A 21,418-nucleotide genomic window follows, 5' to 3' on the forward strand; every position below is an offset into this window, starting at 1 on the left:
AAAAGGCCGGCTTCAGGCGCCGTTGCCCAGCACGGTCACGGCCGCGCCGTCCGTCACCCGCTGCAGGCCCGAGACCACCAGCTGGTCGCCCGCGGCCACGCCGGTCAGGATCTCCACGCGGCCTTCGCGGCGCTCGCCGATGGTGACCTCGCGCCGCTCGGCCACGCCGTCCCTGACCCGGTAAACGTACTGCGTCTCGCCCGAGGGCGAAAGCGCGGCTTCCGGCGCCACCAGCGCCTTGTCCTGGCTGAACAGCAGCTGCACGCGGGCGAACATGCCCGGGCGCAGCACCGCGTCCTTGTTGGCGACGGTGGCGCGCAGCAGGATCGAACGGCCGCCGGCGTCGACCAGCGGGCTGACGGCGTAGACCATGCCCTGGCGCTCCTGGCCCGGCAGCGCGTCCAGGCGCAGGGTCAGCTGCTGGCCCACGCCCACCTTGCTCAAATACATTTCGGGCACGCGGAAATCCACCTTGAGCGGGTCGATCGCCTCCAGCGGCGCCAGGTCCTGGCCCTGGTTCACGTAGTCGCCCACCGACACGCTGCGCAGGCCCACAATGCCGCCGAACGGCGCGCTGATCGTCATTTTGTCCAGCCGCGCCTGCGCCAGCGCCACGGCCGCTTCCTGCACCTTCAGGTTGCTGGCGGCCTCGTCGCGCGCCTGCTGGCTGACGAAGCCCTTGCCCTGCAGCTCCACCGAGCGCCGGAAATGGCTTTGCGCCAGCGTGAGATTGGCCCGCGCCTGGGCCAGCTCGGCCCGCGGCACCGAATCGTCCAGGCGGATCAGCACCTCGCCCTGCCTGACCGGCTGGCCTTCCTTGAAGCCGATGGACTGGATGCGGCCGGCGACTTCCGGGCGCAGCACCACCGATTCGTCGGACCGCAGGCTGCCCACGGCCGACAGGCCGCGCGCGAACGGGATTTCCTTGACGGCGGCCACCTCGACCCGCACCGGCGCGGCAGGCGCGACGGGAGCCTGGGCGGCGGCCTGGACGGCGGGCGGCGCAGGCGCGAGCCAGCGCGGCACCAGCACGCCGAGCGCCGCTCCCGCAGCCAATCCCGCCGCTACGGCGGCCAGCAATACTGCTTTTTTCATGCGCGAATGTGGCGGTCGCGCGGCGCGGGCCGGGCGCCGCAGGAAGGGAGAATGAGGGTTGGCACTTTAGCACCCGGATTTACATACTGGAACAATCCAGAAGCCGGATGAAAGAACTAAATTCGCCCGATGAAGCGATTTAAGGGTATATCCCAATGCCCTGCGGGCCGGCGCCCGGGCGTTCAGGCGCGGCGGGCCGCTTCCACGCCCTGGTTGGCGAGCTGGTCGGCGCGTTCGTTGCCCGGGTCGCCGGCGTGTCCGCGGACCCAGCGCCAGGACACGGTATGGCGGCCCACCTGCTCGTCCAGCAGCTGCCACAGTTCGGCGTTCTTGACCGGTTTTTTGTCGGCCGTCATCCAGCCGCGCCGCTTCCAGTTGGCCAGCCACTCGGTCATGCCCTTCATGACGTACTGCGAATCGGTGTGGATGGTGACCGCGCAGGGGCGCTTGAGCGCGCGCAGCCCCTGGATGACCGCCAGCAGCTCCATGCGGTTGTTGGTGGTCTGGAGTTCGCCGCCGTGCAGGGTTTTTTCGTGGCTGCCGGCGCGCATCAGCACGCCCCAGCCGCCCGGCCCCGGATTGCCCTTGCAGGCGCCGTCGGTCCACATTTCCACTTTCTGTTCGTTCGCTTTGCTGTCCTGCATGGTGCTGCCCGGAGTTCCTTCGTGCTTGATTCGTTGCCGGCCGGCCGCTCAGGAGCGGTCGTAGCCGTCGTCCGCCTGGCGGTTGACCACCACCGACGCGGCCCGCGCGCGCTTGGGCTTGGTCTTCCAGGCGGGGCCTATGATACGCATGCCGGCCACGCGCTTGACGGCGGACACCAGATAGACGGCCCCGCCCACGCTCCACCAGCGCGCGCCGGCGGACTCCAGGAAAGCCCAGCGCTGCAGCCATTTTTCGCTGCGGCAGGCCGGCGCATAGCAGCCGAAATGGCTTTGCTCGACCTCCAGCGACAGCAGCTTGAACCAGTCTTTCAGGCGCGGCAGCGACACCTGCGACGAGGGCGGCTGCGGCAGCCACGGCTCCATGCCCGGCATGCGCGTGCGCGCCCCCCACATGCTCCAGGGATTGAAGCCCGAGATCACCACGCGCCCTTCCGGCACCAGCACGCGCTCGACCTCGCGCAGCACGTTGTGGGGTTCCTGCGTGCATTCGAAGGCGTGCGGCAGGATCAGCAGGTCCACGCTCTGCGATTCGAACGGCAGGGCTTCGGGCTGGGCGATCACCACCCGCGACTGCCAGCCGGCCGCGCTCTCGGCCGAGGGCGCCTCGGTGCCCACGTATCCCTTGAACGGCATGCGGTTGGCGCCCAGCAGGTTCATGTCGGCCAGGCCGACCTGCCAGGCGTAATATCCGAATACGTCCGCGACAGCCGCGTCGAACTGCGCCCGCTCCCAGGCCAGAACGTATTGTCCCGGCGGCGTCTGGAACCATTCGGCCAGTTCTACAATCGGCGGAGTATCTTCTTCTGCCACGTTCTATCCTTCGAATCCCATGCAAGCCCTGACCGCCTCCGACGGCGGCCGCGAGCGCAACGCCGCGGTCTTGCCGCTACCCGCTTTCACCGACAACTACATCTGGGCGATCGTGCGCGACGGCCAGGCCGCCGTGGTCGATCCGGGCGAGGCCGGCCCGGTGCTGCGGCTGCTCGAGCAGCAAGGCTTGAGACTGCGCGCCATTCTACTCACGCACCACCACGGCGACCACGTCGGCGGCGTATCCGAATTGTCCCGCATCGAAGGCCTTACCGTATATGGCCCGGCGCAAGAACGCCTGCCGCGCTGCGACGTGCCGCTGGCGCAGGGCGACCGCGTGCTGATACCCGAACTGGACCTGGACCTGGCCGTGCTGGATGTGCCCGGCCACACGGCCGGCCACATCGCCTACACCGGCCGGGCGGCCGGCGTGGAGCCGGTTCTTTTCTGCGGCGACACCCTGTTTGCCGGCGGCTGTGGCCGGCTGTTCGAAGGCACCCCCGCGCAAATGCTTGATTCCTTGGAAAAATTTTCTGTTTTACCGGCGGATACACAGGTTTTTTGCGCACACGAGTACACTCTAGCGAACTTGCGCTGGGCGTCGGCAGTCGTACCGGCCAACCGCAACCTGCAGCAATGGCATCAGCGGGCCCGGCAATTAAGAGCAGCAGGCCTTCCCACGCTTCCGTCGACCATCGGTCAGGAACGCGCGACGAACCCGTTTTTGCGCACGCAACAACCCGAGGTCGTCCGCGCCGCAGAGCGCTGGGCCGGCCACAGCCTTGCCACGCCGGTAGAGGTATTTGCCTCCCTTCGCGAATGGAAGAACGAATTCAAGTGACAGCCCGATGAATCTATCCCGACTCCTTCTGCCGCTGATGCTGGCAGTCCTCGCCGGTTGCGCAGGAACCAAATCCCCCGATAGCAAGAATCTCACCACCAATTCCCAAGGGCGCTACATCGCCCGCGACACTTCCCGGACGGTGGACCTCACCAATCCTCCCGCCGACGCCTGGGACCGCATCCGCCGCGGTTTCGCCATCCCCAACCTGAACACCGACCTCTCGCAGCAGTGGACCGACTACTACGCGGCCCACCCCGAGTCGGTGCAGCGCATGGCGGAACGCGCCGGCAAGTACCTGTATTTCATCGTCGACGAGATCAACCGCCGCGGCCTGCCCACCGAGCTGGCGCTGCTGCCCTTCGTCGAAAGCGCCTACAACCCCACCGCGCTGTCGCGCTCGCAGGCCTCGGGCCTGTGGCAGTTCGTGCCGGCCACCGGCCAGCATTTCAACCTCAAGCAGGACTGGTGGCGCGACGAGCGGCGCGACCCCATCGCCTCGACCAACGCGGCGCTGGACTACCTGGAAAAACTGTTCGAAATGCAGGGCGACTGGTATCTGGCCCTGGCCTCGTATAACTGGGGCGAAGGCTCGGTGCAGCGCGCCATGGCCAAGAACGAGGCCGCCGGCCTGCGCACCGACTACCTGTCGCTGAGCATGCCCGACGAGACCCGCAACTACGTGCCCAAGCTGCAGGCCATCAAGAACATCATCGCCGACCCGCAGCGCTATGCGGTGGCCCTGCCGCCGGTGGGCAACACGCCCTACTTCGTGACGGTGCAGAAGAACAGCGACATCGACCTCGAAATCGCCGCCAAGCTGGCCGAAATGCCGCTGGACGAATTCAAGGCGCTCAACCCTTCGTTCAACCGTCCGCTGATCCGCGGCGACCACGGCCCCACCCTGCTGCTGCCGGCCGACCGCGTCGAAATCTTCAACGCCAACCTGACCAACTACAAGGGCGACCTGAGCGCCTGGAAGGTCTACCACACGCGCCGCGGCGAATCCTACGCCTCGATCGCCAAGCGTTTCGGCGTGACCGAAAGCCGGCTGCGCCAGATCAACGACATCGGTTCGCGCCAGAAATCCGCTTCCGGCCAGTCCCTGCTGGTGCCGGGCGACAGCGCCGGCAACGTGCAGCTGGCCTCGCTGGCGCCGCCGGTGCTGGACGCGGCGCCCGCCGCCGAGAAGGCCCCGGCCACGCGCGGCCGCGCCCAGCAGGCGCCCGCCGCGCGCGTGGCAAGCGCCCGCGTCGCCAGCGCCCGACCCAACGTGCGCACCCACAAGGTGCGCCAGGGCGACACGCTGTACTCGCTGGCCAAGCAATACGGCACCTCGATCGACGCGCTGCGCGCGCTGAACAACCTCAAGGGCAGCGCGCTGAAGGTCGGCACGCCGCTGCGGGTCCCCGGCACCAACGCGCGGGGCTGAGCGCAACGGCACGGCAAAAGGGCGCACCCCGACGGGCGCGCCCTTTTCTTTTTAATGGAGGGGCCGCCAAACTCTTTAAAATAGGCGGTCTCCAGAAGGGAAAAAATCAAAGGATAGAAATATGGGCTTTCTCGCCGGCAAGCGCATCCTGGTCACCGGGGTGCTTTCCAACCGCTCCATCGCCTACGGCATCGCGCGCGCCTGTCACCAGCAAGGCGCCGAACTGGCGTTCACCTACGTGGGCGACCGCTTCAAGGACCGCGTGAGCGAATTCGCCGCCGAATTCGGCAGCAAGATCGTGCTGCCCTGCGACGTGGCCGAGGACAGCCAGATCGAAGCCGCCTTCGCCGAACTCGGCCAGCACTGGGACGGCCTGGACGGCCTGGTGCATTCCATCGGCTTCGCCCCGCGCGAAGCCATCGCCGGCAACTTCCTCGACGGCCTGTCGCGCGAAGCCTTCCGCGTGGCGCACGACATCTCGGCCTACAGCTTCCCCGCCATGGCCAAGGCCGCCCTGCCGCTCATGGAAGGCCGCAACGGCTCGGTGCTGACGCTGACCTACCTGGGCGCCGAGCGCGTGGTTCCCAACTACAACACCATGGGCCTGGCCAAGGCTTCGCTCGAAGCCAGCGTACGCTACCTGGCCACGGCGCTGGGCCCGCGCGGCATCCGCGCCAACGGCATTTCCGCCGGCCCGATCAAGACGCTGGCCGCCAGCGGCATCAAGGACTTCTCGGCCATCCTGAAGTTCGTCGAGGCCCAGGCGCCCCTGCGCCGCAACATCACCATCGAAGACGTGGGCAACGTCGCCGCCTTCATGCTGTCGGACCTGGCCGCCGGCGTGACGGGCGAAATCACCCACGTGGACGGCGGCTTCTCCACCGTCGTCCCGGGCATGGAAGACTGAAACCGGCGGCGCGTCCGGCCGCTCAGGCCGGACGCACCACCAGCGTCGAGACCTGCACGTCCACCGCGGTCATGAGTTTGTGGACCGGGCATTTCTCGGCCACCGCCAGCAGCTCGTCGATCTGCGCATCGGACAGCTCGCCATGCAGCGTCAGCTTGGCGGTCAGGCGGTAGATCCCCTTGCGCTCTTCGCTGTCGTCGCGCACCACCTCCACGCCCACCGATTCCAGCGGCAGCCCCTTGCGCTGCGAATACACCATCAGGGTCAGCGCCTTGCAGCCGCCCAGCGCAGTATCGAAGTAATCGTGCGGATCGGGGCCCTCGCCCTGCGGCTGCGGCATCGCCAGCGGAAGCTCATGGCCTTCGGCCGTGGCGGTGAACTGCAGGGTATTGGGCGCGTTCTGGCGCAAGCGGATGCTGCTCATGGGTGAAGTCTCCTGGCTGGGGTTCGGTGGATGGCCGCCGCGGCGGCCCCAATCGACGTTGTAACACCAGGCGGCGCTGCGCCACACCTGACTGGACGCTGAACTTCCTGATGCGGACACGGTCGGATATTTCTATCCGGAATACACCTATAGGGGGCCGCATGAGCGCCAGACAACTCCTCGATCAACTGCTGCAGTCCGGGCAAGGCCTGCTTTCCGACACCACCAGCCGCGTGCAGAACGCCACGGGCGGCAAGGGCTCGTCCTTCCTGACCGGCCTGGGCGGCGGCGCGCTCGGCGCGGGCGCGCTGGGGCTGCTACTGGGTAGCAAGAAGGCCCGCAAGATCGGCGGCAAGGTCGCCATGTACGGCGGCATGGCGGCGCTGGGCGCGCTGGCCTACCGCGCCTATGGCGACTGGCAGCGCAGCCAGGCCGGCGGCGCAGCTGCCCCCGCCCCCCAGACGCTGGACCGCCTGCCCGCCCCGCAGGCCGAGCAGCACAGCACCGCCGTGCTCACCGCCATGATCGGCGCGGCCAAGGCCGACGGCCACATCGGCCCGGAAGAACGCGCCCTGCTCGAAACCGAGCTGGCCAAGCTGTCCTCCGACGCGCAGGACCGGCAATGGCTGGAAACCGAACTCTCGCGTCCGCTGGACCCGGCCACCGTGGCCCGGTCGGCCCAGACCCCCGAAATGGCCGCCGAAATGTACCTGGCCAGCCTGCTGGTGGTGGACGAGGAAAGCTATATGGAGCGCGCCTACCTGGACGAACTGGCGCGCCAGCTCAAGCTGCAGCCCGGCCTCAAGGAACAGCTGGAGCAGCACGCCCGGACGGCGGCCGCCTAGTCCGCGCGCAGCCCGATCGCGGCGGTCAGCGCGCCGTAGCGCCGCATGTCCGCGGCGATCATGTCCTGGAACTCGCGCGGCGTGCTGGTGGCGGGCGTGAAGCCCTGTTCGCGCAGCGCCGCCTGCATGGCCGGGCGCTGCACGATCTGCGCCACCGCCGCATTCAGCTTGGCCACCACCGCGGGCGGCGTGGCCGCCGGCGCCAGCAGCCCATGCCACTGGTCCAGCGCGTAGCCCTGCACGCCCTGCTCCGCGACCGTGGGCACGGTCGGCATCAGCGGCGAGCGCGCCGGCGACGTGACGGCCAGGGCCCGCAGCTTGCCGGCCGCGATCAGCGGGGCCGCGCTGGACGCGGTGACCACGCCCATTGCGACCTGGCCCGCCGTGACGTCGGTCAGCGCCGGCCCGCAGCCCTTGTAGGGCACGTGCTGCAACGACGCGCCGGCCGCGCGCGCCAGCATCTCGCCGGCCAGGTGCTGCGGCGTGCCGTTGCCGCAGGACGCGAACGGCAGCGGCTGGCCGGCGCGGGCGGCGGCCAGCGCGTCGTCCAGGCCGCGCAGGCCGGAATGCGCCGGCGCCACGAAAACCGAAGGCACGAAGGCCACGTTGATGACGGCCGCGAAGTCACGCGCCGGATCGAAACCCAGATGGCGGTAGACCCCGGGGTTGATGGCGAAGGAACTGTTGACCATCAGCAGCGTATAGCCATCGGGCGGCGACTCGGCCACGACGCGCGCGCCGATATTGCCGCTGGCGCCGGGGCGGTTTTCCACCACCACCGGCTGGCCCAGCGTCTCCTGCAGCTCGGCGCCGATGCGGCGCGCCAGCAGGTCGGTGCCGCCGCCGGGCGGAAAGGTCACGACGATGGTGATGGGATGGGCAGGATAGGCGGCGTCCTTGGGCGCTTCGCCGGACGGCGGGTTGCCGCAGGCGGCCAGCGACAGGACGAGCATCGGCGCCAGGGCGCGCAGCAGGCGTTTCATCTTGCGGACCGGTTGATTGCGAGGCTCAGGCGTCCAGGCCGATGTCCAGCACCTTGGCGCTGTGCGTGATCCAGCCCACGGCGATCTGGTCCACGCCGGTGGCGGCCACCGCCGCCGCGGTTTCGGGCGTGATGCGGCCCGAGGCCTCGGTGATGGCGCGGCCGCGCGCCATGGCGACGGCGCGGCGCAGGTCGTCCAGGCTCATGTTGTCCAGCAGCACCACGTCCACGCCCAGCGAAAGCGCCACTTCCAGCTGCTCCAGCGTGTCCACTTCCAGCTCGATCTTCACCATGTGGCCGACGCCGGCGCGGGCGCGCTCGACCGCGATGGCGACGCCCCCGGCCAGGGCGATGTGGTTGTCCTTGATCAGCACCGCGTCGTCCAGGCCGTGGCGATGGTTGCTGCCGCCGCCCACGCGCACCGCGTACTTCTGCACCGCGCGCAGGCCCGGCATGGTCTTGCGCGTGCAGGTCACGCGCGCGCCGTAGCCCGCGATGGCGCGCGCGATCGAGGCCGTGGCGCTGGCCACGCCGCTCAGGTGGCAAAGAAAATTCAGCGCCACGCGCTCGGCGCTCAGCATGGCGCGGGCGTTGCCGCGGATGCGCGCGATTTCCGTGCCGGGCCGCAGGTCCGCGCCGTCGCGTTGGGACACCGCGAATTCGATGCCCGGGTCCATCGCGCGAAACGCCAGGCGCGCCAGGTCCAGCCCGGCCAGCACGCCGTCCTGGCGCGCCACCAGCCGGGTCTCGGCGATGGCGTCGGCCGGCACAATGGCGTCGGTGGTCAGGTCGCCCGCCCGGCCCAGGTCTTCGAGCAGCGCCGCGCGCACCAGCGGCTCCAGCATGACTTCCGGCAAGGGGGGAACGGCCAGTCGGGAGACGGTCGATGAGGCTGCGGCTTTAATGCTCATTTTGAGTATTTTGAGAGTAAAAAAAGGCGCGCAACGATTGCGCAACACTTATGCTAAGACCGAGCATAAACCGTGTCAAGCCTCAGAGCGCGCGCGACAGCGGCAGTTTGCTGCCGGCGATGGCGCGTTCGATCAGCACGTCGCGCCGGAAGCGGAACAGCTTGGCGGGCCGCCCTGCCGTGCCGGTGGCCATCTCGCCGGTTTCCTCGACCAGCGCCTGCTGCTCGATCAGGCGGCGGAAATTCTGCTTGTGCAGGCCGCGTCCGGCCAGGGCCTCCACCGCCAGCTGCAGCTGCAACAGGGTGAACTGTTCGGGCATCAGTTCGAACACCACCGGCCGGTACTTGATCTTGGCGCGCAGCCGCGCGATGCCGGTGGCCAGGATGCGGCGGTGATCGTGGCGCATGGGCTCGCCCGGCACCACGTCGCCGCTGCCGCTGCCGCGGCCGCGCCGCGCCGCCTCGGGCACCAGCCCGGCCTCGAACAGCAGTTCGTAGCGCTGCAGCACCATGTCTTCGTTCCAGGACGCGCCATCCAGCCCGAACGTGACCGCCGCGCGCTGGCGGCGGCGCTTGCGCAGGGCCGCGTCGGCGCTGTCCTCGCACCAGGCGGCCAGCCGCGGCACGATCAGTTCCTCGACCAGCGCGGGCGTGCCGGCGCGCCGGTCCTCCCACGGAAAATAGCGATACCAGTCCTGCCAGCCCACCTGCGCCACGCCGGTCTCGCCGGCCTCGCGCGTCAGGCCCAGGTAGCTCACCGACATGACGCGCGCGCCCGATTCGTCGGAACGGTCGCCGTCGGCGAAGGTATAGAGCTGCTCCACATAGCCCAGCGGATGATGGGTCTGCGCTTCGACCCAGGCGCGCAGGCCGGCCTGCAGCGAACGGTGCGACAGTTCGAACGGCCCGGCCGGCAACGCGCGCGCATCCTCGGTCGTCAGCACCCGCGGCTCGCCGTTGGTGACGGCGACCAGCACGGCGACGAGTTCTGCATGAAGGGAGCGTTCGGCGGATTCGGTCAAAGTAGGCGTGTGGAAAAGAGTGAAGCCCGGTGTCCGGGCGGCGCGGCAAATTATAAGGTTCGGGCGCTGCAACAGCCCCTTGCAAACGTGACAGCCTGACGCGCCACGGCGGCGCCGCGCGGGCCTAAGATGGATGTGGAATCAGGCGCGCCGCCATCCCGGGGCGCCCGCAAGCGGAGCAATCATCATGTTGAAAACTGCCCCAGATCCCAACCTCGCCAAACCCGCCGAAGCCGAGAAACCGGTCCCCGCCGATCCGCGCAAAGGCACTGAAATCATGCCCATGCCCGACGAACGCAACCCGCTGGTCGCCGGCATGCCGCGGCGCGGACGCGCCATCGTGGAGCCCGGCGAACCCGGCATCATCACGCCCGAGGACGACCTGCTCGACACCTCGTACGAACAGCGCAAGGGCTGAGCCCGTCAGGATGGCGAGATGATACCCGGGTCGCGAAAGCGCTGCGCCAGGATCTCGACGAACGCCTCGGTCACCGTCGATACCGCCGTCTGCGCCGGATAGGCCATGCACACGCGGACCGGCAGGCGCGGCGTGAACGGACGTATCGCCAGCCGGTCGGCGAACACCGCCGCAATGTACGGGTTGACCACGCCCAGCCCGTGGCCGGCGGCCGCCAGCGCGCAGATGGTCGAGGAATACGTGGTCTCGATCTCCGAGGCCGGCTGCACGCGGTGGGCCTGCATCGCGCCGCGCAACTGCAGGTAGACGTCGTCGTCCGCGTTCAGCACCAGCAGCCTGCGCGCGTTCAGGTCCAGGATGTCGATGCCGTCCTGCGCGGCCAGCGCGTGGTCCGGGCGCATCACGCAGACCGCCTCGCTCTCGTGCAGCACGTGCAGGTCCAGCAGCGCGCCGTCCAGCGGCGCCGCCGTCACCACCACGTCGTAAGTGCCGTGCAGCAGCCCCTCGCGCAGGTACTGGCTGCCCATGGTCTGCATATTGATGTGGACCTCGGGATAGCGCTGCGCGAACGCCTCGACCGCGCCGGGCAGCACGCCCAGGCCCAGCGCCGGCGTGCAGGCCAGCCGCAGCACGCCGCTGCCGCTGCGCCGCATGGCGGCCAGGCGGTCCTCGATGCGTTCCAGGCCCACGAAATGGCGCTTGACCGTATCGAACAGGTCCTTGGCCTCGCGCGTGGGCCGCAGGCGGCCGCGCTCCATGTCGAACAGCTTCAGGCCGCTGGCCTGCTGCACCTGGCCCAGCAGGCGGCTGATGGACGGCTGCGTGGTGCGCAGCATCTGCGCCGCGCCGGTGGTGGTGCCGGCCAGCATCACCGCGTGGAAGGCTTCGATCTGGCGGAAATTCAGCGGTCGGCTCATGGGCGGCATAGAGTATGGCAATTCTGCATAGCCTATGCGTAAAAAAGAATTTTTTCAAATACATGCAGCCTCCTACACTGGGCTTCCCAGGGCGCCGGCAGACGCGCCCGCGATCCCAACTTTCCAGGGGAAGCCCCATGAATCCCAGCCGCTACTGGCGCAAGCTCGTTCAAACACTGTGCCTGGCCAGCGCCGCCGCCGCGCCGCTGGCCGCGCAGGCCCAGGCCAACTATCCCGACCACCCGATCCGCATCATCGTGCCGTTCACCGCGGGCGGCAGCTCCGACATCCAGGGCCGGCTGCTGGCCGAGCACCTGGGCAAGCTCTATGGACAGTCCGTGGTGGTGGAGAACCGGCCCGGCGCCGGCGGGCACATCGGCGGCAAGTTCGTGGCCGACTCCGGCCCGGACGGCTACACCCTGCTGCTGGGCTCCATCGGCCTGCACGCCACCTACGGCGTCTACAAAAGCCTCAACTACCGCCCGGCGCAGGACCTGAAGCTCATCACCGTCGTGGCCGAAATGCCGCACGTGGTGGTGGCCAACCCCTCGCTGCAGGCCAATACCCTGGCCGAACTGACCGCGCTGGCGCGCGCCCAGCCGGAGACGCTGCACTTCGGTTCGGCGGGCGTGGGCTCGTCGGTGCACATGGTCGGCGAACTCTACAAAATGGCCGCGCAGGCGCCCATCGTGCACATTCCGTACCGCGGCAGCTCCGCCGCCACCAATGACCTGCTGGGCGGCCAGATCCAGCTGCTCTTCGAGAACGTGCCCACCACCATCGGCTATATCGAGGCCAAGAAGCTCAAGGCCCTGGCCATCACGGGCGCGACGCGCTCGCCCGCCCTGCCCGACGTGCCCACGGCCGCCGAAGCCGGCCTGCCCGGCCTGACGGTGACCTCGTGGACCACGCTGGCCGCCAGCAAGGACGTGCCCGACGCCCTCATCGAAAAAATCAGCGCGGACCTGCGCCGCGTCTACGCCGACCCGGCCTTCCGCGCCGGCCTGGAACGCCTGGGCATGACGCCGGTGGGCAACAGCCCGGCCGAAGCGCGCGAGTTCGTCGAACGCGAGCGCGCCCGCTGGAACAAAGTCATCGAAACCGAACACATCACCGCCGGCTGAGCGCCGCACCCTTGATTCTCATGAACCGCATGCTTGCCACGTCCACCGCCTGCCGCCGCCTGGGCGCCACGCCGCACCACCATTTCTTCGGCTACTACAACAAAACCGTCTGGCACCGAGACGGCCGCTATCTGCTGGCCAATCGCACCGCCTTCAAGGACGCCCGGCTCACGCCCGAACTGAGCGCCGAAGTGGGCTACTTCGACCTGCACGACGGCGACCGCTACCATGCCGTGGGGACCACCACGGCATGGAACTGGCAGATGGGCTGCCAGCTGCAATGGCTAGACGGCCTGGCCGAACCGCAGCTGATCTACAACTGCCGCAGCGGCGACGACAGCGGCGTGTATCCCGGCTTCCGCTCGGCCATCCACAACCTCGCCACCGGCCAGACGCGCATCCTGCCGCTACCCATCTACGTGGCCGCGCCCGACAGCCGCTACGCGCTTTGCGTGGACTACCGCCGGCTCTACATCACGCACCAGACCATCGGCTACAGCGAACACGCGCCCGGCCCGGTGGCCAATGCGCCGGCCGACGACGGCATCCGCCGCCTCGACCTGGACAGCGGCGAGCATCGGCTGCTGGTCAGCTACGCCGACCTGCGCAACTTCCATCCGCGCGCTTCGATGGCGCGCGCCATCCACTGGGTCAGCCACATCGAGGTCAACCCGTCCTCCACCCGCATCCTGTTCCTGCACCGCTGGACCGAACGCGTCGAGGACGAGACCTGCTTTCTGCACCGGCTGATCACCATGAACGCCGACGGCAGCGACATGCGCCTGCTGGAATGCTCCGACCATCCGCTGCCGCAGCTGGCCGACGACTTCGACCCCACCGCGGTCGGCACCTTCGACTACGAAAAGTCCGAATACCAGATCTCGCATCCGCTGTGGCGCGACGACCGCAGCATCATCGTCTGGGGCCCGCACGCCGGCAGCATCCACTACCACCTCTACGAGGACGCGCCCGACGGCCGCGTCGAGGTCGTGGGCGACGGCGTGCTGACCGAGAACGGCCACATGACCTTCTCGCCGGTGAACCCGCGCTGGCTGCTCAGCGACACCTATCCCGACTCGCGCACCCACGAGCGCGTGCTGTTCCTCTACGACATGCACAGCGGCCAGCGCCACGCCCTGGGCAGCTTCTACGCCGATCCCGCGCTGTCCAAGGAAAACCGCTGCGACCTGCATCCCCGCTGGAGCCGCGACGGCACCCAGGTCTGCATCGACTCCGTGCATGAAGGCGAACGCCAGATGTACGTGCTGGACGTCGCTCCCATCGTCGGCCAGTCTCTCCAAACGATGTAATCCCACCGGCCCGCTACTCGCGGGCCGAGCCTCCCGCCAGAATGTGAACGCGGCATCTGGAATTCATCCATCCGTCACCCCGGTGTCATGCGCAGCTTCTAACCTCGCTGCCGCAATCCTGACAAATAACTTAGCGAATTGTTCGCTACTCTATTGAGGTTGGAATGTCCTACTTGACCGACAAACTGCGCGCCCCCCACCGTGAAGCCCAGGGAGAAGTCACGGTTCCGGGCCAGATGCTGGAAGACATCGTCGCCGCGAACCCGGAACGCCGCACATTGTTGAAGAACAGCTTCGGCCTGTCGATGCTGTCGGTATTCGGCGCCTCCTCGCTGCTGACGGCCTGTGGCGGCGATGACGATGACGACGACGCGCCCTCCAACGGCGGCGACGGCGGCGGCGACACCGGCGAAGGCACCACGCCCACCCCGACGCCGGAACCGGAGCCGGCCGGCCCCGACTACTCCGTCACGTTCAAGCCCCTGGAAGACAAGATCGTCGCCGACACCGTCACGGTGCCCGAAGGCTACGTGGCCGAGGTGCTGTACTCGGCCGGCGACAAGTGCGTGATCGGTTCGGTCGGCTACACCGGCATTCCGCAGTCCTACCCCGCCACCGAAACCCAGTCCGGCGGCCAGCACGATGGCATGCACTTCTACCCGCTCGAAGGCGTGGACCCCAACCAGGGCGGCCTGCTGGTGGTGAACCACGAAGCCCTCGACGACGCCACCCTGGACCAGAGCGTCGAAGGCCTGAAGACCCGGCTGTCGAACGTCGGCGTATCCGTCGTCGAAATCGCCCGCGCCGCCGACGGCAAGTGGTCGGTCAAGACCGACTCGCGCTACAACAAGCGCTACACCGGCAACACGGTCTACAACGTCAGCGGCCCGGCCAAATCGGTGGTCGGTGCCACCGTCGTCGGCACCCTGAACAACTGCTCCAGCGGCAACACGCCGTGGGGCACGTACCTGACCTGTGAAGAAACGCTGAACAACTACCACTACAAGTCCGGCGACGCCGGCCAGCCGGCCGACGAAGGCTATGGCTGGGTGGTGGAAATCGATCCGCAGAATCCCGGCTCGACCGCCGTCAAGCGCACCGCCATGGGCCGCTTCAGCCACGAGAACACGGCCTACATGCTGGACGAGAACAACCGCGTCGCGTTCTACATGGGCGACGACACCACGCCCGGCTGCATCTACAAGTTCGTGCCCAGCAAGCCCTACGACCCGGCCAACCGCGCCAACAACATGAACCTGCTCGACGAAGGCACGCTGTACGCCGCGCGCTTCAACGACGACGGCAGCGGCAACTGGGTCGAGCTGACCGTGGGCAAGAACAACCTCACGACCGGCGCCACCGATCCGGGCAACTTCACCCAGGTCGCCAGCGGCACCGTCATCACCGGCACGCTGGTCGACTTCAACACGCAGGCCGACGTGCTGGTCAAGACCCAGGCCGCCGCCCGCGTGGCCGGCGCCACGCTGATGGACCGCCCCGAGTGGATCACGGTCGGCGTGGACAAGACCGTGTACTGCACGCTGACCAACAACAGCCGCCGCCAGCGCACCAGCGCCGCCAACCCGCGCGTGAACAACTCGCACGGCCAGATCATTCGCTGGCACGAGCGCGGCGATTCGCCGCTGGCGACGACCTTCGAATGGGACCTGCTGCTGCTGGCCGGCCGCGACCCCGCCGACGGCGCGGCGCCCAACCTGACCGGCAACGTCAACGGCGACACCTTCTCCAGCCCGGACGGCATCCGCGTCGACCCCAAGGGCCGCCTGTGGGTGCAGACCGACGCCGGCACCGGCACGTCGACCACCGATTTCTTCGGCAACAACTCGATGTACTACATCGACCAGCAGACCGGCGAATCCAAGCGTTTCCTGGTCGGCCCGCTGGGCTGCGAAATCACCGGCATCGCCTACACGCCCGACCTGACGACGTTCTTCATCAACATCCAGCACCCCAACGCCAGCTGGAACACGCTGCGCGCCGGCGGCGGCGACGCCCGCTCGGCCACGATCGTCGTGCGCCGCACCGACGGTAAACCTGTCGGCGCTTGAGCCAGGGCGCGCCCGGTCCTCGCGGGCCGGGCGCGCCGGGCATGTGCAGTCCGGGCTATCATGGCCCATGGCCCAGCGGAGCCCGACTGCCATGCCCTACCCGCACACCTACTTCATGGACCGGCTGAGCGACGACGAACTGCGGTCCCTGTTCGGCCGGCGCGAGGATTTCTTTCTCGAAAACGTGGCGGACATGGATGCCACCCTGCGCCTCGCGCAGGACGCGATCGCCCAGGCCGGACTGACCAGCCGGGTGCTGTACGAACCCGCCAATCCTTTCTACAACCTGCGCTACGAGGCCATCGGCGCCATTCCATTGCTCGGCCCGCTGTTCCTGACGGCATTGAGCGCGGCCCGGCTGTTTCGCCCGGGCGCGGACGTGACGCTCAAGCAAACGGCCGCGCAGGCTTTCAGCGTGAGTTATTCCCGCAAAACGCTTGCCTGACTTCGTAGGCGCGCGTGCCCCACATCCAAACAAAAAGCCCCTGATCTCATCGAGATCAGGGGCTTTTATGAATTCCTGGCGGACAGAGGGGGATTCGAACCCCCGATACGCTATTCACGTATACACGCTTTCCAGGCGTGCGCCTTCAACCACTCGGCCACCTGTCCTATCTGCGTCTTGCGCGGGCGGCATTCGCCGCTGCGAAAAATGCGAATCCGCGATTCTAGCAGATTGCGCGCGGGCGCGGCAAGGGCTGCAAAAATAGGGGACGCCGTAGCGTTCCCCCTCGTTGCGCTTCGGCCTCTATGTGGCGGCGGGCGGGTCCTGTTCGCGGTAGGAGCTGACGGTGCCGTCGGTCTCGGTCTCTTCCAGGCGCACGCGAAAGCCCCACAGGCGCGCCAGGTGCTTCATGACCTGTTCGGCGTCCTCGCCGGCCAGCGGGCGGCCGCGGGTCTTGAGGTGGCGCAGGACCAGGGAGCGGTCGGAGTCGCGGTTGAAGCGCACCACCTGGATGTCCGGCACCTGGTTGTCGCGGTTGTGCTGCGCGGCGAGCAGGCGGCGGATGTCGCGGTAGCCTTCGTCGTCGTGGATGGCGGCGACTTCGAGCTTGGGGTTGGCCTGGTGGTCGGAGATGGCGAAGAAGCGGAACTCGCGGATCAGGCGCGGCGACAGGTACTGGGAGATGAAGGACTCGTCCTTGAAGTTGCGCATGGCGAAGTCCAGCGTCTTCAGCCAGTCGCCGCCGGCGATGTCCGGGAACCACTGGCGGTCTTCGGGCGTGGGCGCTTCGCAGATGCGGCGGATGTCCGACATCATGGCGAAGCCCAGCGCGTACGGGTTGATGCCGCCGTAGCCGCGTTCGTCGAAGCCGCGCTGGCTGACGACATTGGTGTGGCTTTGCAGGAACTCCATCATGAAGCCGTCGTTGACCAGGCCTTTTTCATGCAGCCGGTTGAGGATGGTGTAGTGCCAGAACGTGGCCCAGCCCTCGTTCATGACCTTGGTCTGGGTCTGCGGGTAGAAGTACTGGGCGATCTTGCGCACGATGCGCACCAGTTCCTTCTGCCAGGGCGCGAGCTTGGGCGAGTACTTCTCGATGAAGTACAGCAGGTTCTCCTCGGGCTCGGGCGGGAACACCGAGGCCTCGACGCGGGTGTCCTTTTCGTCCTCGAGCCGCGGCAGGGTGCGCCAGAGGTCGTTGTACTGCAGGCGGGCGTGCTCGGCGCGCTCGGCCTGGCGCGCGGCCTCTTCCTTGTAGGAGATCGGGGTGGGACGCTTGTAGCGGTCCACGCCGTGGTGCGAGAGCGCGTGGCACGAGTCCAGCACCGCCTCCACGGCGTCGATGCCGTAGCGGTCCTCGCAGGACATCACGTACTTGCGGGCGAAGACCAGGTAATCCAGCACGCCGTCGGCGTCGGTCCACTGGCGGAACAGGTAATTGCCCTTGAAGAAGGAGTTGTGCCCGTAGCAGGCGTGCGCGATCACCAGCGCCTGCATCGTCATGGAGTTCTCTTCCATGAGGTACGAGATGCAGGGGTTGGAGTTGATGACGATCTCGTAGGCCAGGCCCTGCATGCCGCGACGGTAGAACTGCTCGTTGCGGATGAACTCCTTGCCGTATGACCAGTGCGGATAGCCGATGGGCAGCCCGGCCGAGGCATAGGCGTCCAGCATCTGCTCCGAGGTGATCACCTCGATCTGGTTCGGATAGGTGTCCAGGCCGTATTCGGCGGCGACCTTGGAGATCGCCTCGTCATAGGACTGGATCAGTTCGAACGTCCATTCGGAACCTTGGGAGATCGGCCGGGCGCCGCCGGCGGTCTCCGGCTCCACGAGTGCTCCGACGTGGGTGTTCATGCGGTCTCCTTCTTGAACAGATCATGGAACACAGGAAAGATTTCGCTGCGTTCGCAGATGCGCCGCATCACGAAATGCGGCTCCAGTTTCTGTTCGTATTCGGCCCACAGGCTGCTCTTGCGCGCCTCCTGCGAGTCGGGCACTTCGATGTAGGCGAAGTAACGGGTGGCCGGCAGCAGGTGCTCGGCCAAAAAGCGCGCGCTCTTGCCCGCGTCGGCGCCGAACGAGTCGCCGTCGCTGGCCTGCGCCGCATAGACGTTCCAGGACCCCGGCGGATAGCGCTTTTCGAGGATGTCGCGCATCAGCTCCAGCGCGGACAGCACGATGGTGCCGCCGCTCTTGGGGTCGTAGAAAAAGGTCTGCTCGTCCACTTCCTCGGCGTTGTCGGTGTGGCGGATGAAAACCAGGTCCACGTGCTCGTACTTGCGCGACAGGAACAGATAGAGCAGCGAGAAGAAGCGCTTGGCCAGGTCTTTCTTGCCTTCGTCCATGGAGCCCGACACGTCCATCAGGCAGAACATGACGGCGCGCGCCATGGGGATGGCGACCGACACCCGGTTGCGGTAGCGCAGGTCCAGGTCGTCGAGGAACGGCACGCGCGCCAGGCGCTCGCGACAGTCCTCGACTTCCTGTTCGAGCACCTGGATTTCGGCGGCGGAGGCGCCCGCCTCGCGCGCCTTGGCCAGGCGTTCTTCGGCGTCCTCGAGGTCGGCACGGGCCTTGACGCCGAGCGCGACGCGCCGCGCCAGCGAGGACTTGAGCGTGCGGCTGATGCTCAGCATGCTGGGCGAGCCGGTGGTGGTGTAGCCCGCGCGCTGCCACTTCTTCTGGCTGACCTCGCCCAGCTGCGTGCGCGCCATGTGGGGCAGCTCCAGGTCCTCGAAGAACAGGTTGAGGAACTCGGCCCGCGACAGGCTGAAGGTGAACTGGTCCACCGATTCGCCTTCGCCCGGCTCGGAGCCGCCCTCGCCCTGCCCGCCCTGCGGCCGGTCGAAGGTGTCGCCCTTGGCGAACTCGCGGTTGCCGGGGTGCACGATCTCGCGGTCGCCGCCCGTGCCGTGCCGGAAGGTCGGCTCGGAGATGTCGCGGGCGGGCAGGTTGATTTCACCGCCCTGGTCCATGTCCTGGATCGAGCGGTCGCGGATCATCCCGTGCACCGCCTTGCGGATCTGGTCCTTGTAGCGCCGGAGAAAACGCTCCCGGTTGACGGCGCTTTTATTGCGCCCGTTGAGACGGCGATCGATCAGTGAATTCATGATTCACCTCGCTCAGGAGGACTTCCTCACACGGAGATACCACTCGCACAGCAGCCTGACCTGCTTTTCCGTGTAGCCCTTTTCCACCATGCGATCGACGAAGCTCTGGTGTTTCGACTTGTCCTCGGCCGAGGCCTTGGCGTTGAACGAAATCACCGGCAGCAGGTCTTCGGTGTTCGAGAACATCTTCTTCTCGATCACTTCGCGCAGCTTCTCATAGCTGGTCCAGGTGGGGTTGCGGCCGTTGTTGTTGGCGCGCGCCCGCAGCACGAAGTTGACGATCTCGTTGCGGAAGTCCTTGGGGTTGGCGATGCCCGCCGGCTTTTCGATCTTTTCCAGTTCGTCGTTGAGCGCGCTGCGGTCGAAGCTTTCGCCGGTTTCCGGGTCGCGGAATTCCTCGTCCTGGATCCAGCAGTCGGCGAAGGTCACGTAGCGGTCGAAGATGTTCTGGCCGTACTCGGAGTACGACTCCAGGTAGGCGGTCTGGATCTCCTTGCCGATGAATTCCGCATAGCGCGGCGCCAGGTAACCCTTGATGAATTCAAGGTAGCGCCGGCGGATTTCGTCGGGATAGTCCTCGCGGCCGATGCGCTGCTCCAGCACGTACATCAGGTGCACCGGGTTGGCGGCCACTTCGGTCTGGTCGTAGTTGAAGACGCTGGACAGGATCTTGTAGGCGAAACGCGTGGAGACGCCGGCCATGCCTTCGTCGGTGCCCGCGTAGTCCTTGTATTCCTGCAAGGCCTTGGCCTTCGGGTCCACGTCCTTCAGGCTTTCGCCGTCATAGACGCGCAGCTTCGAGTAGATGCTGGAGTTCTCGGGTTCCTTCAGGCGCGTCAGCACCGAGAACTGCGCCATCATGTCCAGCGTTCCCGGGGCGCACGGCGCCGAGTACAGCGAACTGTGCTGCAGCAGCTTCTCGTAGATGCGGACCTCTTCCGACACCTGCAGGCAGTACGGCACCTTGACGATGTAGATACGGTCGAGGAACGCCTCGTTGTGCTTGTTGTTGCGGAAGGTCTGCCATTCCGATTCGTTCGAGTGGGCCAGGATCATGCCGTTGAACGGGATCGCGGAGAAGCCTTCGGTGCCCTTGAAGTTGCCTTCCTGGGTGGCCGTGAGCAAGGGGTGCAGCATCTTGATCGGGGCCTTGAACATCTCCACGAACTCGAGCAGGCCCTGGTTGGCCAGGCACAGGCCGCCGGAATAGCTGTAGGCGTCCGGGTCGTCCTGCGAATGGCGGTCGAGCTTGCGGATGTCGACCTTGCCGACCAGCGAGGAGATGTCCTGGTTGTTCTCGTCGCCCGGCTCGGTCTTGGCGATGGCGGTCTGGCGCAGCACCGACGGATTCAGGCGCACCACCCGGAACTGCGAGATGTCGCCGTCGTATTCCTTCAGGCGCTTGACGGCCCACGGCGACATGATGCCGGTCAGGTAGCGGCGCGGAATGCCGTATTCCTTTTCCAGCATGTCGCCGAACCGTTCCGGATGGAACAGGCCCAGCGGCGATTCGTTGACCGGCGAGCCCTTCAAGGCATAGATGGGATAGGTCTCCATCAAGGCCTTGAGCCGCTCCGCGATGGACGACTTGCCGCCGCCCACGGGCCCCAGCAGATACAGGATTTGCTTGCGCTCCTCCAGTCCCTGGGCCGCGTGCTTGAAGAACGCAACGATCTGCCCGATCACGTCCTCCATGCCGTAGAACTCCTGGAACGCCGGATAGCGCCGGATGGTCCGGTTGGAAAACAAACGGGAAAGACGTGGGTCGTTACGCGTATCCACGATCTCGGGTTCGCCGATCGCGGCCAGCATGCGCTCAGCGGGACTGGCGTACGCCATGGGATCGCGTTTCGCGAGATTCAGGTACTCCTCGAGGGAGAGTTCTGATTCCTGCTCTTTTGCATACTGCGACTTGAAGCCTTCGACGATGTTTTGCACGGAAACCTCCTACAACACGCGAAAAATCCAATACGTCCCTACGTGTCCCCATTGTGCCTCAGCGCTCGCGCATTACTAGACAATCTCGCGATATGCATTGTTGGCCGGAAGGTATGTTGCTTTCGCCACACATCAACCATGAGCACGATCA

20 protein-coding genes and 1 tRNA gene are annotated in these 21,418 nt (G+C 67.1%); 9 read left to right on the forward strand and 12 right to left on the reverse strand.

Annotation, left to right across the window (positions count from 1 at the left end; translation table 11 throughout):
• Nucleotides 1-12 precede the first annotated feature (12 nt).
• From AC1IQ6_RS24320 to AC1IQ6_RS24330, 3 genes are all read right to left on the reverse strand, one after another.
• Complete coding sequence (locus AC1IQ6_RS24320) at nucleotides 13-1,095, reverse strand: efflux RND transporter periplasmic adaptor subunit (protein ID WP_102775827.1); 1,083 nt, start codon at nucleotides 1,093-1,095, stop codon at nucleotides 13-15.
• 182 nt (nucleotides 1,096-1,277) lie between these two features.
• Nucleotides 1,278-1,739: a ribonuclease HI gene (gene rnhA / locus AC1IQ6_RS24325; protein WP_102775826.1), complete on the reverse strand. Its 462-nt coding sequence runs from the start codon at nucleotides 1,737-1,739 to the stop codon at nucleotides 1,278-1,280.
• A 48-nt stretch (nucleotides 1,740-1,787) separates the two neighbouring features.
• Complete coding sequence (locus AC1IQ6_RS24330; protein ID WP_102775825.1) at nucleotides 1,788-2,570, reverse strand: class I SAM-dependent methyltransferase; 783 nt, start codon at nucleotides 2,568-2,570, stop codon at nucleotides 1,788-1,790.
• Between the two features lie 19 nt (nucleotides 2,571-2,589).
• On the opposite strand from AC1IQ6_RS24330, the gene gloB reads away from it, so the two are divergent.
• The 3 genes from gloB (at nucleotide 2,590) to fabI (ending at nucleotide 5,750) form a co-directional block, all read left to right on the forward strand.
• Nucleotides 2,590-3,411, forward strand: a complete 822-nt coding sequence (gloB, locus tag AC1IQ6_RS24335; RefSeq protein WP_111826718.1) for a hydroxyacylglutathione hydrolase — start codon at nucleotides 2,590-2,592, stop codon at nucleotides 3,409-3,411.
• A gap of 7 nt (nucleotides 3,412-3,418) precedes the next feature.
• Complete coding sequence (locus tag AC1IQ6_RS24340; RefSeq protein WP_102775823.1) at nucleotides 3,419-4,843, forward strand: transglycosylase SLT domain-containing protein; 1,425 nt, start codon at nucleotides 3,419-3,421, stop codon at nucleotides 4,841-4,843.
• A 121-nt stretch (nucleotides 4,844-4,964) separates the two neighbouring features.
• Nucleotides 4,965-5,750 carry an enoyl-ACP reductase FabI gene (fabI, locus tag AC1IQ6_RS24345; protein ID WP_102775822.1) on the forward strand — a complete coding sequence of 262 codons (786 nt, stop codon included), beginning with the start codon at nucleotides 4,965-4,967 and terminating at the stop codon, nucleotides 5,748-5,750.
• Between the two features lie 22 nt (nucleotides 5,751-5,772).
• Here the strand turns inward: fabI and AC1IQ6_RS24350 are convergent, their stop codons facing one another.
• Nucleotides 5,773-6,174, reverse strand: a complete 402-nt coding sequence (locus AC1IQ6_RS24350) for an OsmC family protein (protein ID WP_102775821.1) — start codon at nucleotides 6,172-6,174, stop codon at nucleotides 5,773-5,775.
• A gap of 161 nt (nucleotides 6,175-6,335) precedes the next feature.
• On the opposite strand from AC1IQ6_RS24350, the gene AC1IQ6_RS24355 reads away from it, so the two are divergent.
• Nucleotides 6,336-7,019, forward strand: coding sequence for a tellurite resistance TerB family protein (locus tag AC1IQ6_RS24355; RefSeq protein WP_102775820.1), 684 nt, complete (start codon nucleotides 6,336-6,338; stop codon nucleotides 7,017-7,019).
• Here AC1IQ6_RS24355 and AC1IQ6_RS24360 read toward each other — a convergent pair.
• The 3 genes from AC1IQ6_RS24360 to AC1IQ6_RS24370 all read right to left on the reverse strand — a co-directional run bounded on the left by AC1IQ6_RS24360 (nucleotide 7,016) and on the right by AC1IQ6_RS24370 (nucleotide 9,933).
• Nucleotides 7,016-8,002, reverse strand: a complete 987-nt coding sequence (locus AC1IQ6_RS24360) for a tripartite tricarboxylate transporter substrate binding protein (protein ID WP_485865413.1) — start codon at nucleotides 8,000-8,002, stop codon at nucleotides 7,016-7,018. The two genes, AC1IQ6_RS24355 and AC1IQ6_RS24360, sit on opposite strands and share 4 nt — an antisense overlap.
• A 25-nt stretch (nucleotides 8,003-8,027) precedes the next feature.
• On the reverse strand, nucleotides 8,028-8,912 hold the full coding sequence (gene nadC, locus AC1IQ6_RS24365; RefSeq protein ID WP_111826720.1) for a carboxylating nicotinate-nucleotide diphosphorylase: 885 nt from the start codon (nucleotides 8,910-8,912) through the stop codon (nucleotides 8,028-8,030).
• An 82-nt stretch (nucleotides 8,913-8,994) separates the two neighbouring features.
• Nucleotides 8,995-9,933 carry an NUDIX hydrolase gene (locus tag AC1IQ6_RS24370; protein WP_485865414.1) on the reverse strand — a complete coding sequence of 313 codons (939 nt, stop codon included), beginning with the start codon at nucleotides 9,931-9,933 and terminating at the stop codon, nucleotides 8,995-8,997.
• A 187-nt stretch (nucleotides 9,934-10,120) separates the two neighbouring features.
• Between AC1IQ6_RS24370 and AC1IQ6_RS24375 the strand changes: the two genes are divergently transcribed.
• Nucleotides 10,121-10,351, forward strand: a complete 231-nt coding sequence (locus AC1IQ6_RS24375; protein WP_102775818.1) for a hypothetical protein — start codon at nucleotides 10,121-10,123, stop codon at nucleotides 10,349-10,351.
• Nucleotides 10,352-10,356: 5 nt separating this feature from the next.
• Here AC1IQ6_RS24375 and AC1IQ6_RS24380 read toward each other — a convergent pair whose 3' ends face one another.
• On the reverse strand, nucleotides 10,357-11,268 hold the full coding sequence (locus AC1IQ6_RS24380; protein ID WP_102775817.1) for a LysR substrate-binding domain-containing protein: 912 nt from the start codon (nucleotides 11,266-11,268) through the stop codon (nucleotides 10,357-10,359).
• 137 nt (nucleotides 11,269-11,405) lie between these two features.
• Between AC1IQ6_RS24380 and AC1IQ6_RS24385 the strand changes: the two genes are divergently transcribed.
• The 4 genes from AC1IQ6_RS24385 to AC1IQ6_RS24400 all read left to right on the forward strand — a co-directional run bounded on the left by AC1IQ6_RS24385 (nucleotide 11,406) and on the right by AC1IQ6_RS24400 (nucleotide 16,216).
• Nucleotides 11,406-12,392: a Bug family tripartite tricarboxylate transporter substrate binding protein gene (locus AC1IQ6_RS24385; protein WP_485865415.1), complete on the forward strand. Its 987-nt coding sequence runs from the start codon at nucleotides 11,406-11,408 to the stop codon at nucleotides 12,390-12,392.
• 20 nt (nucleotides 12,393-12,412) lie between these two features.
• Nucleotides 12,413-13,702 (forward strand): TolB-like translocation protein, encoded by a 1,290-nt coding sequence (locus AC1IQ6_RS24390; RefSeq protein ID WP_485865416.1) that lies wholly within the window; start codon nucleotides 12,413-12,415, stop codon nucleotides 13,700-13,702.
• A gap of 164 nt (nucleotides 13,703-13,866) precedes the next feature.
• Nucleotides 13,867-15,771, forward strand: coding sequence for a PhoX family protein (locus AC1IQ6_RS24395; RefSeq protein WP_111826724.1), 1,905 nt, complete (start codon nucleotides 13,867-13,869; stop codon nucleotides 15,769-15,771).
• A 91-nt stretch (nucleotides 15,772-15,862) separates the two neighbouring features.
• The gene (locus tag AC1IQ6_RS24400) at nucleotides 15,863-16,216 is read left to right on the forward strand and encodes a hypothetical protein (RefSeq protein WP_485865417.1); all 354 of its coding nucleotides are present in this window, start codon (nucleotides 15,863-15,865) and stop codon (nucleotides 16,214-16,216) included.
• A gap of 76 nt (nucleotides 16,217-16,292) precedes the next feature.
• Here the strand turns inward: AC1IQ6_RS24400 and AC1IQ6_RS24405 are convergent.
• The 4 genes from AC1IQ6_RS24405 to AC1IQ6_RS24420 form a co-directional block, all read right to left on the reverse strand.
• A tRNA-Ser gene (locus tag AC1IQ6_RS24405) sits at nucleotides 16,293-16,383 on the reverse strand.
• Nucleotides 16,384-16,519: 136 nt separating this feature from the next.
• Nucleotides 16,520-18,073, reverse strand: a complete 1,554-nt coding sequence (locus AC1IQ6_RS24410) for a SpoVR family protein (protein ID WP_102775811.1) — start codon at nucleotides 18,071-18,073, stop codon at nucleotides 16,520-16,522.
• Nucleotides 18,070-19,329 (reverse strand): YeaH/YhbH family protein, encoded by a 1,260-nt coding sequence (locus tag AC1IQ6_RS24415; protein ID WP_102775810.1) that lies wholly within the window; start codon nucleotides 19,327-19,329, stop codon nucleotides 18,070-18,072. Before AC1IQ6_RS24415 ends, AC1IQ6_RS24410 begins: the two co-directional genes overlap by 4 nt.
• 12 nt (nucleotides 19,330-19,341) lie before the next feature.
• Entirely contained in the window at nucleotides 19,342-21,258 is a 1,917-nt protein-coding gene (locus AC1IQ6_RS24420) for a PrkA family serine protein kinase (protein WP_479731833.1), read from the reverse strand.
• Between the last annotated feature and the right edge of the window lie 160 nt (nucleotides 21,259-21,418).

Source organism: Achromobacter sp. MUI-25009338 (genome assembly GCF_057359325.1).

Bases quoted from the DNA above. Each gene is read 5' to 3' on its own strand.
- AC1IQ6_RS24400 (WP_485865417.1), top strand. From the start codon at position 15,863: ATGCCCTACCCGCACACCTACTTCATGGACCGGCTGAGCGACGACGAA.
- AC1IQ6_RS24340 (WP_102775823.1), top strand. From the start codon at position 3,419: ATGAATCTATCCCGACTCCTTCTGCCGCTGATGCTGGCAGTCCTCGCC.
- AC1IQ6_RS24355 (WP_102775820.1), top strand. From the start codon at position 6,336: ATGAGCGCCAGACAACTCCTCGATCAACTGCTGCAGTCCGGGCAAGGC.
- fabI (WP_102775822.1), top strand. From the start codon at position 4,965: ATGGGCTTTCTCGCCGGCAAGCGCATCCTGGTCACCGGGGTGCTTTCC.
- AC1IQ6_RS24320 (WP_102775827.1), bottom strand. From the start codon at position 1,095: ATGAAAAAAGCAGTATTGCTGGCCGCCGTAGCGGCGGGATTGGCTGCG.
- AC1IQ6_RS24375 (WP_102775818.1), top strand. From the start codon at position 10,121: ATGTTGAAAACTGCCCCAGATCCCAACCTCGCCAAACCCGCCGAAGCC.
- AC1IQ6_RS24380 (WP_102775817.1), bottom strand. From the start codon at position 11,268: ATGAGCCGACCGCTGAATTTCCGCCAGATCGAAGCCTTCCACGCGGTG.
- gloB (WP_111826718.1), top strand. From the start codon at position 2,590: ATGCAAGCCCTGACCGCCTCCGACGGCGGCCGCGAGCGCAACGCCGCG.
- AC1IQ6_RS24360 (WP_485865413.1), bottom strand. From the start codon at position 8,002: ATGAAACGCCTGCTGCGCGCCCTGGCGCCGATGCTCGTCCTGTCGCTG.
- AC1IQ6_RS24410 (WP_102775811.1), bottom strand. From the start codon at position 18,073: ATGAACACCCACGTCGGAGCACTCGTGGAGCCGGAGACCGCCGGCGGC.
- AC1IQ6_RS24390 (WP_485865416.1), top strand. From the start codon at position 12,413: ATGAACCGCATGCTTGCCACGTCCACCGCCTGCCGCCGCCTGGGCGCC.
- rnhA (WP_102775826.1), bottom strand. From the start codon at position 1,739: ATGCAGGACAGCAAAGCGAACGAACAGAAAGTGGAAATGTGGACCGAC.
- AC1IQ6_RS24350 (WP_102775821.1), bottom strand. From the start codon at position 6,174: ATGAGCAGCATCCGCTTGCGCCAGAACGCGCCCAATACCCTGCAGTTC.
- AC1IQ6_RS24395 (WP_111826724.1), top strand. From the start codon at position 13,867: ATGTCCTACTTGACCGACAAACTGCGCGCCCCCCACCGTGAAGCCCAG.
- AC1IQ6_RS24385 (WP_485865415.1), top strand. From the start codon at position 11,406: ATGAATCCCAGCCGCTACTGGCGCAAGCTCGTTCAAACACTGTGCCTG.
- AC1IQ6_RS24415 (WP_102775810.1), bottom strand. From the start codon at position 19,329: ATGAATTCACTGATCGATCGCCGTCTCAACGGGCGCAATAAAAGCGCC.
- nadC (WP_111826720.1), bottom strand. From the start codon at position 8,912: ATGAGCATTAAAGCCGCAGCCTCATCGACCGTCTCCCGACTGGCCGTT.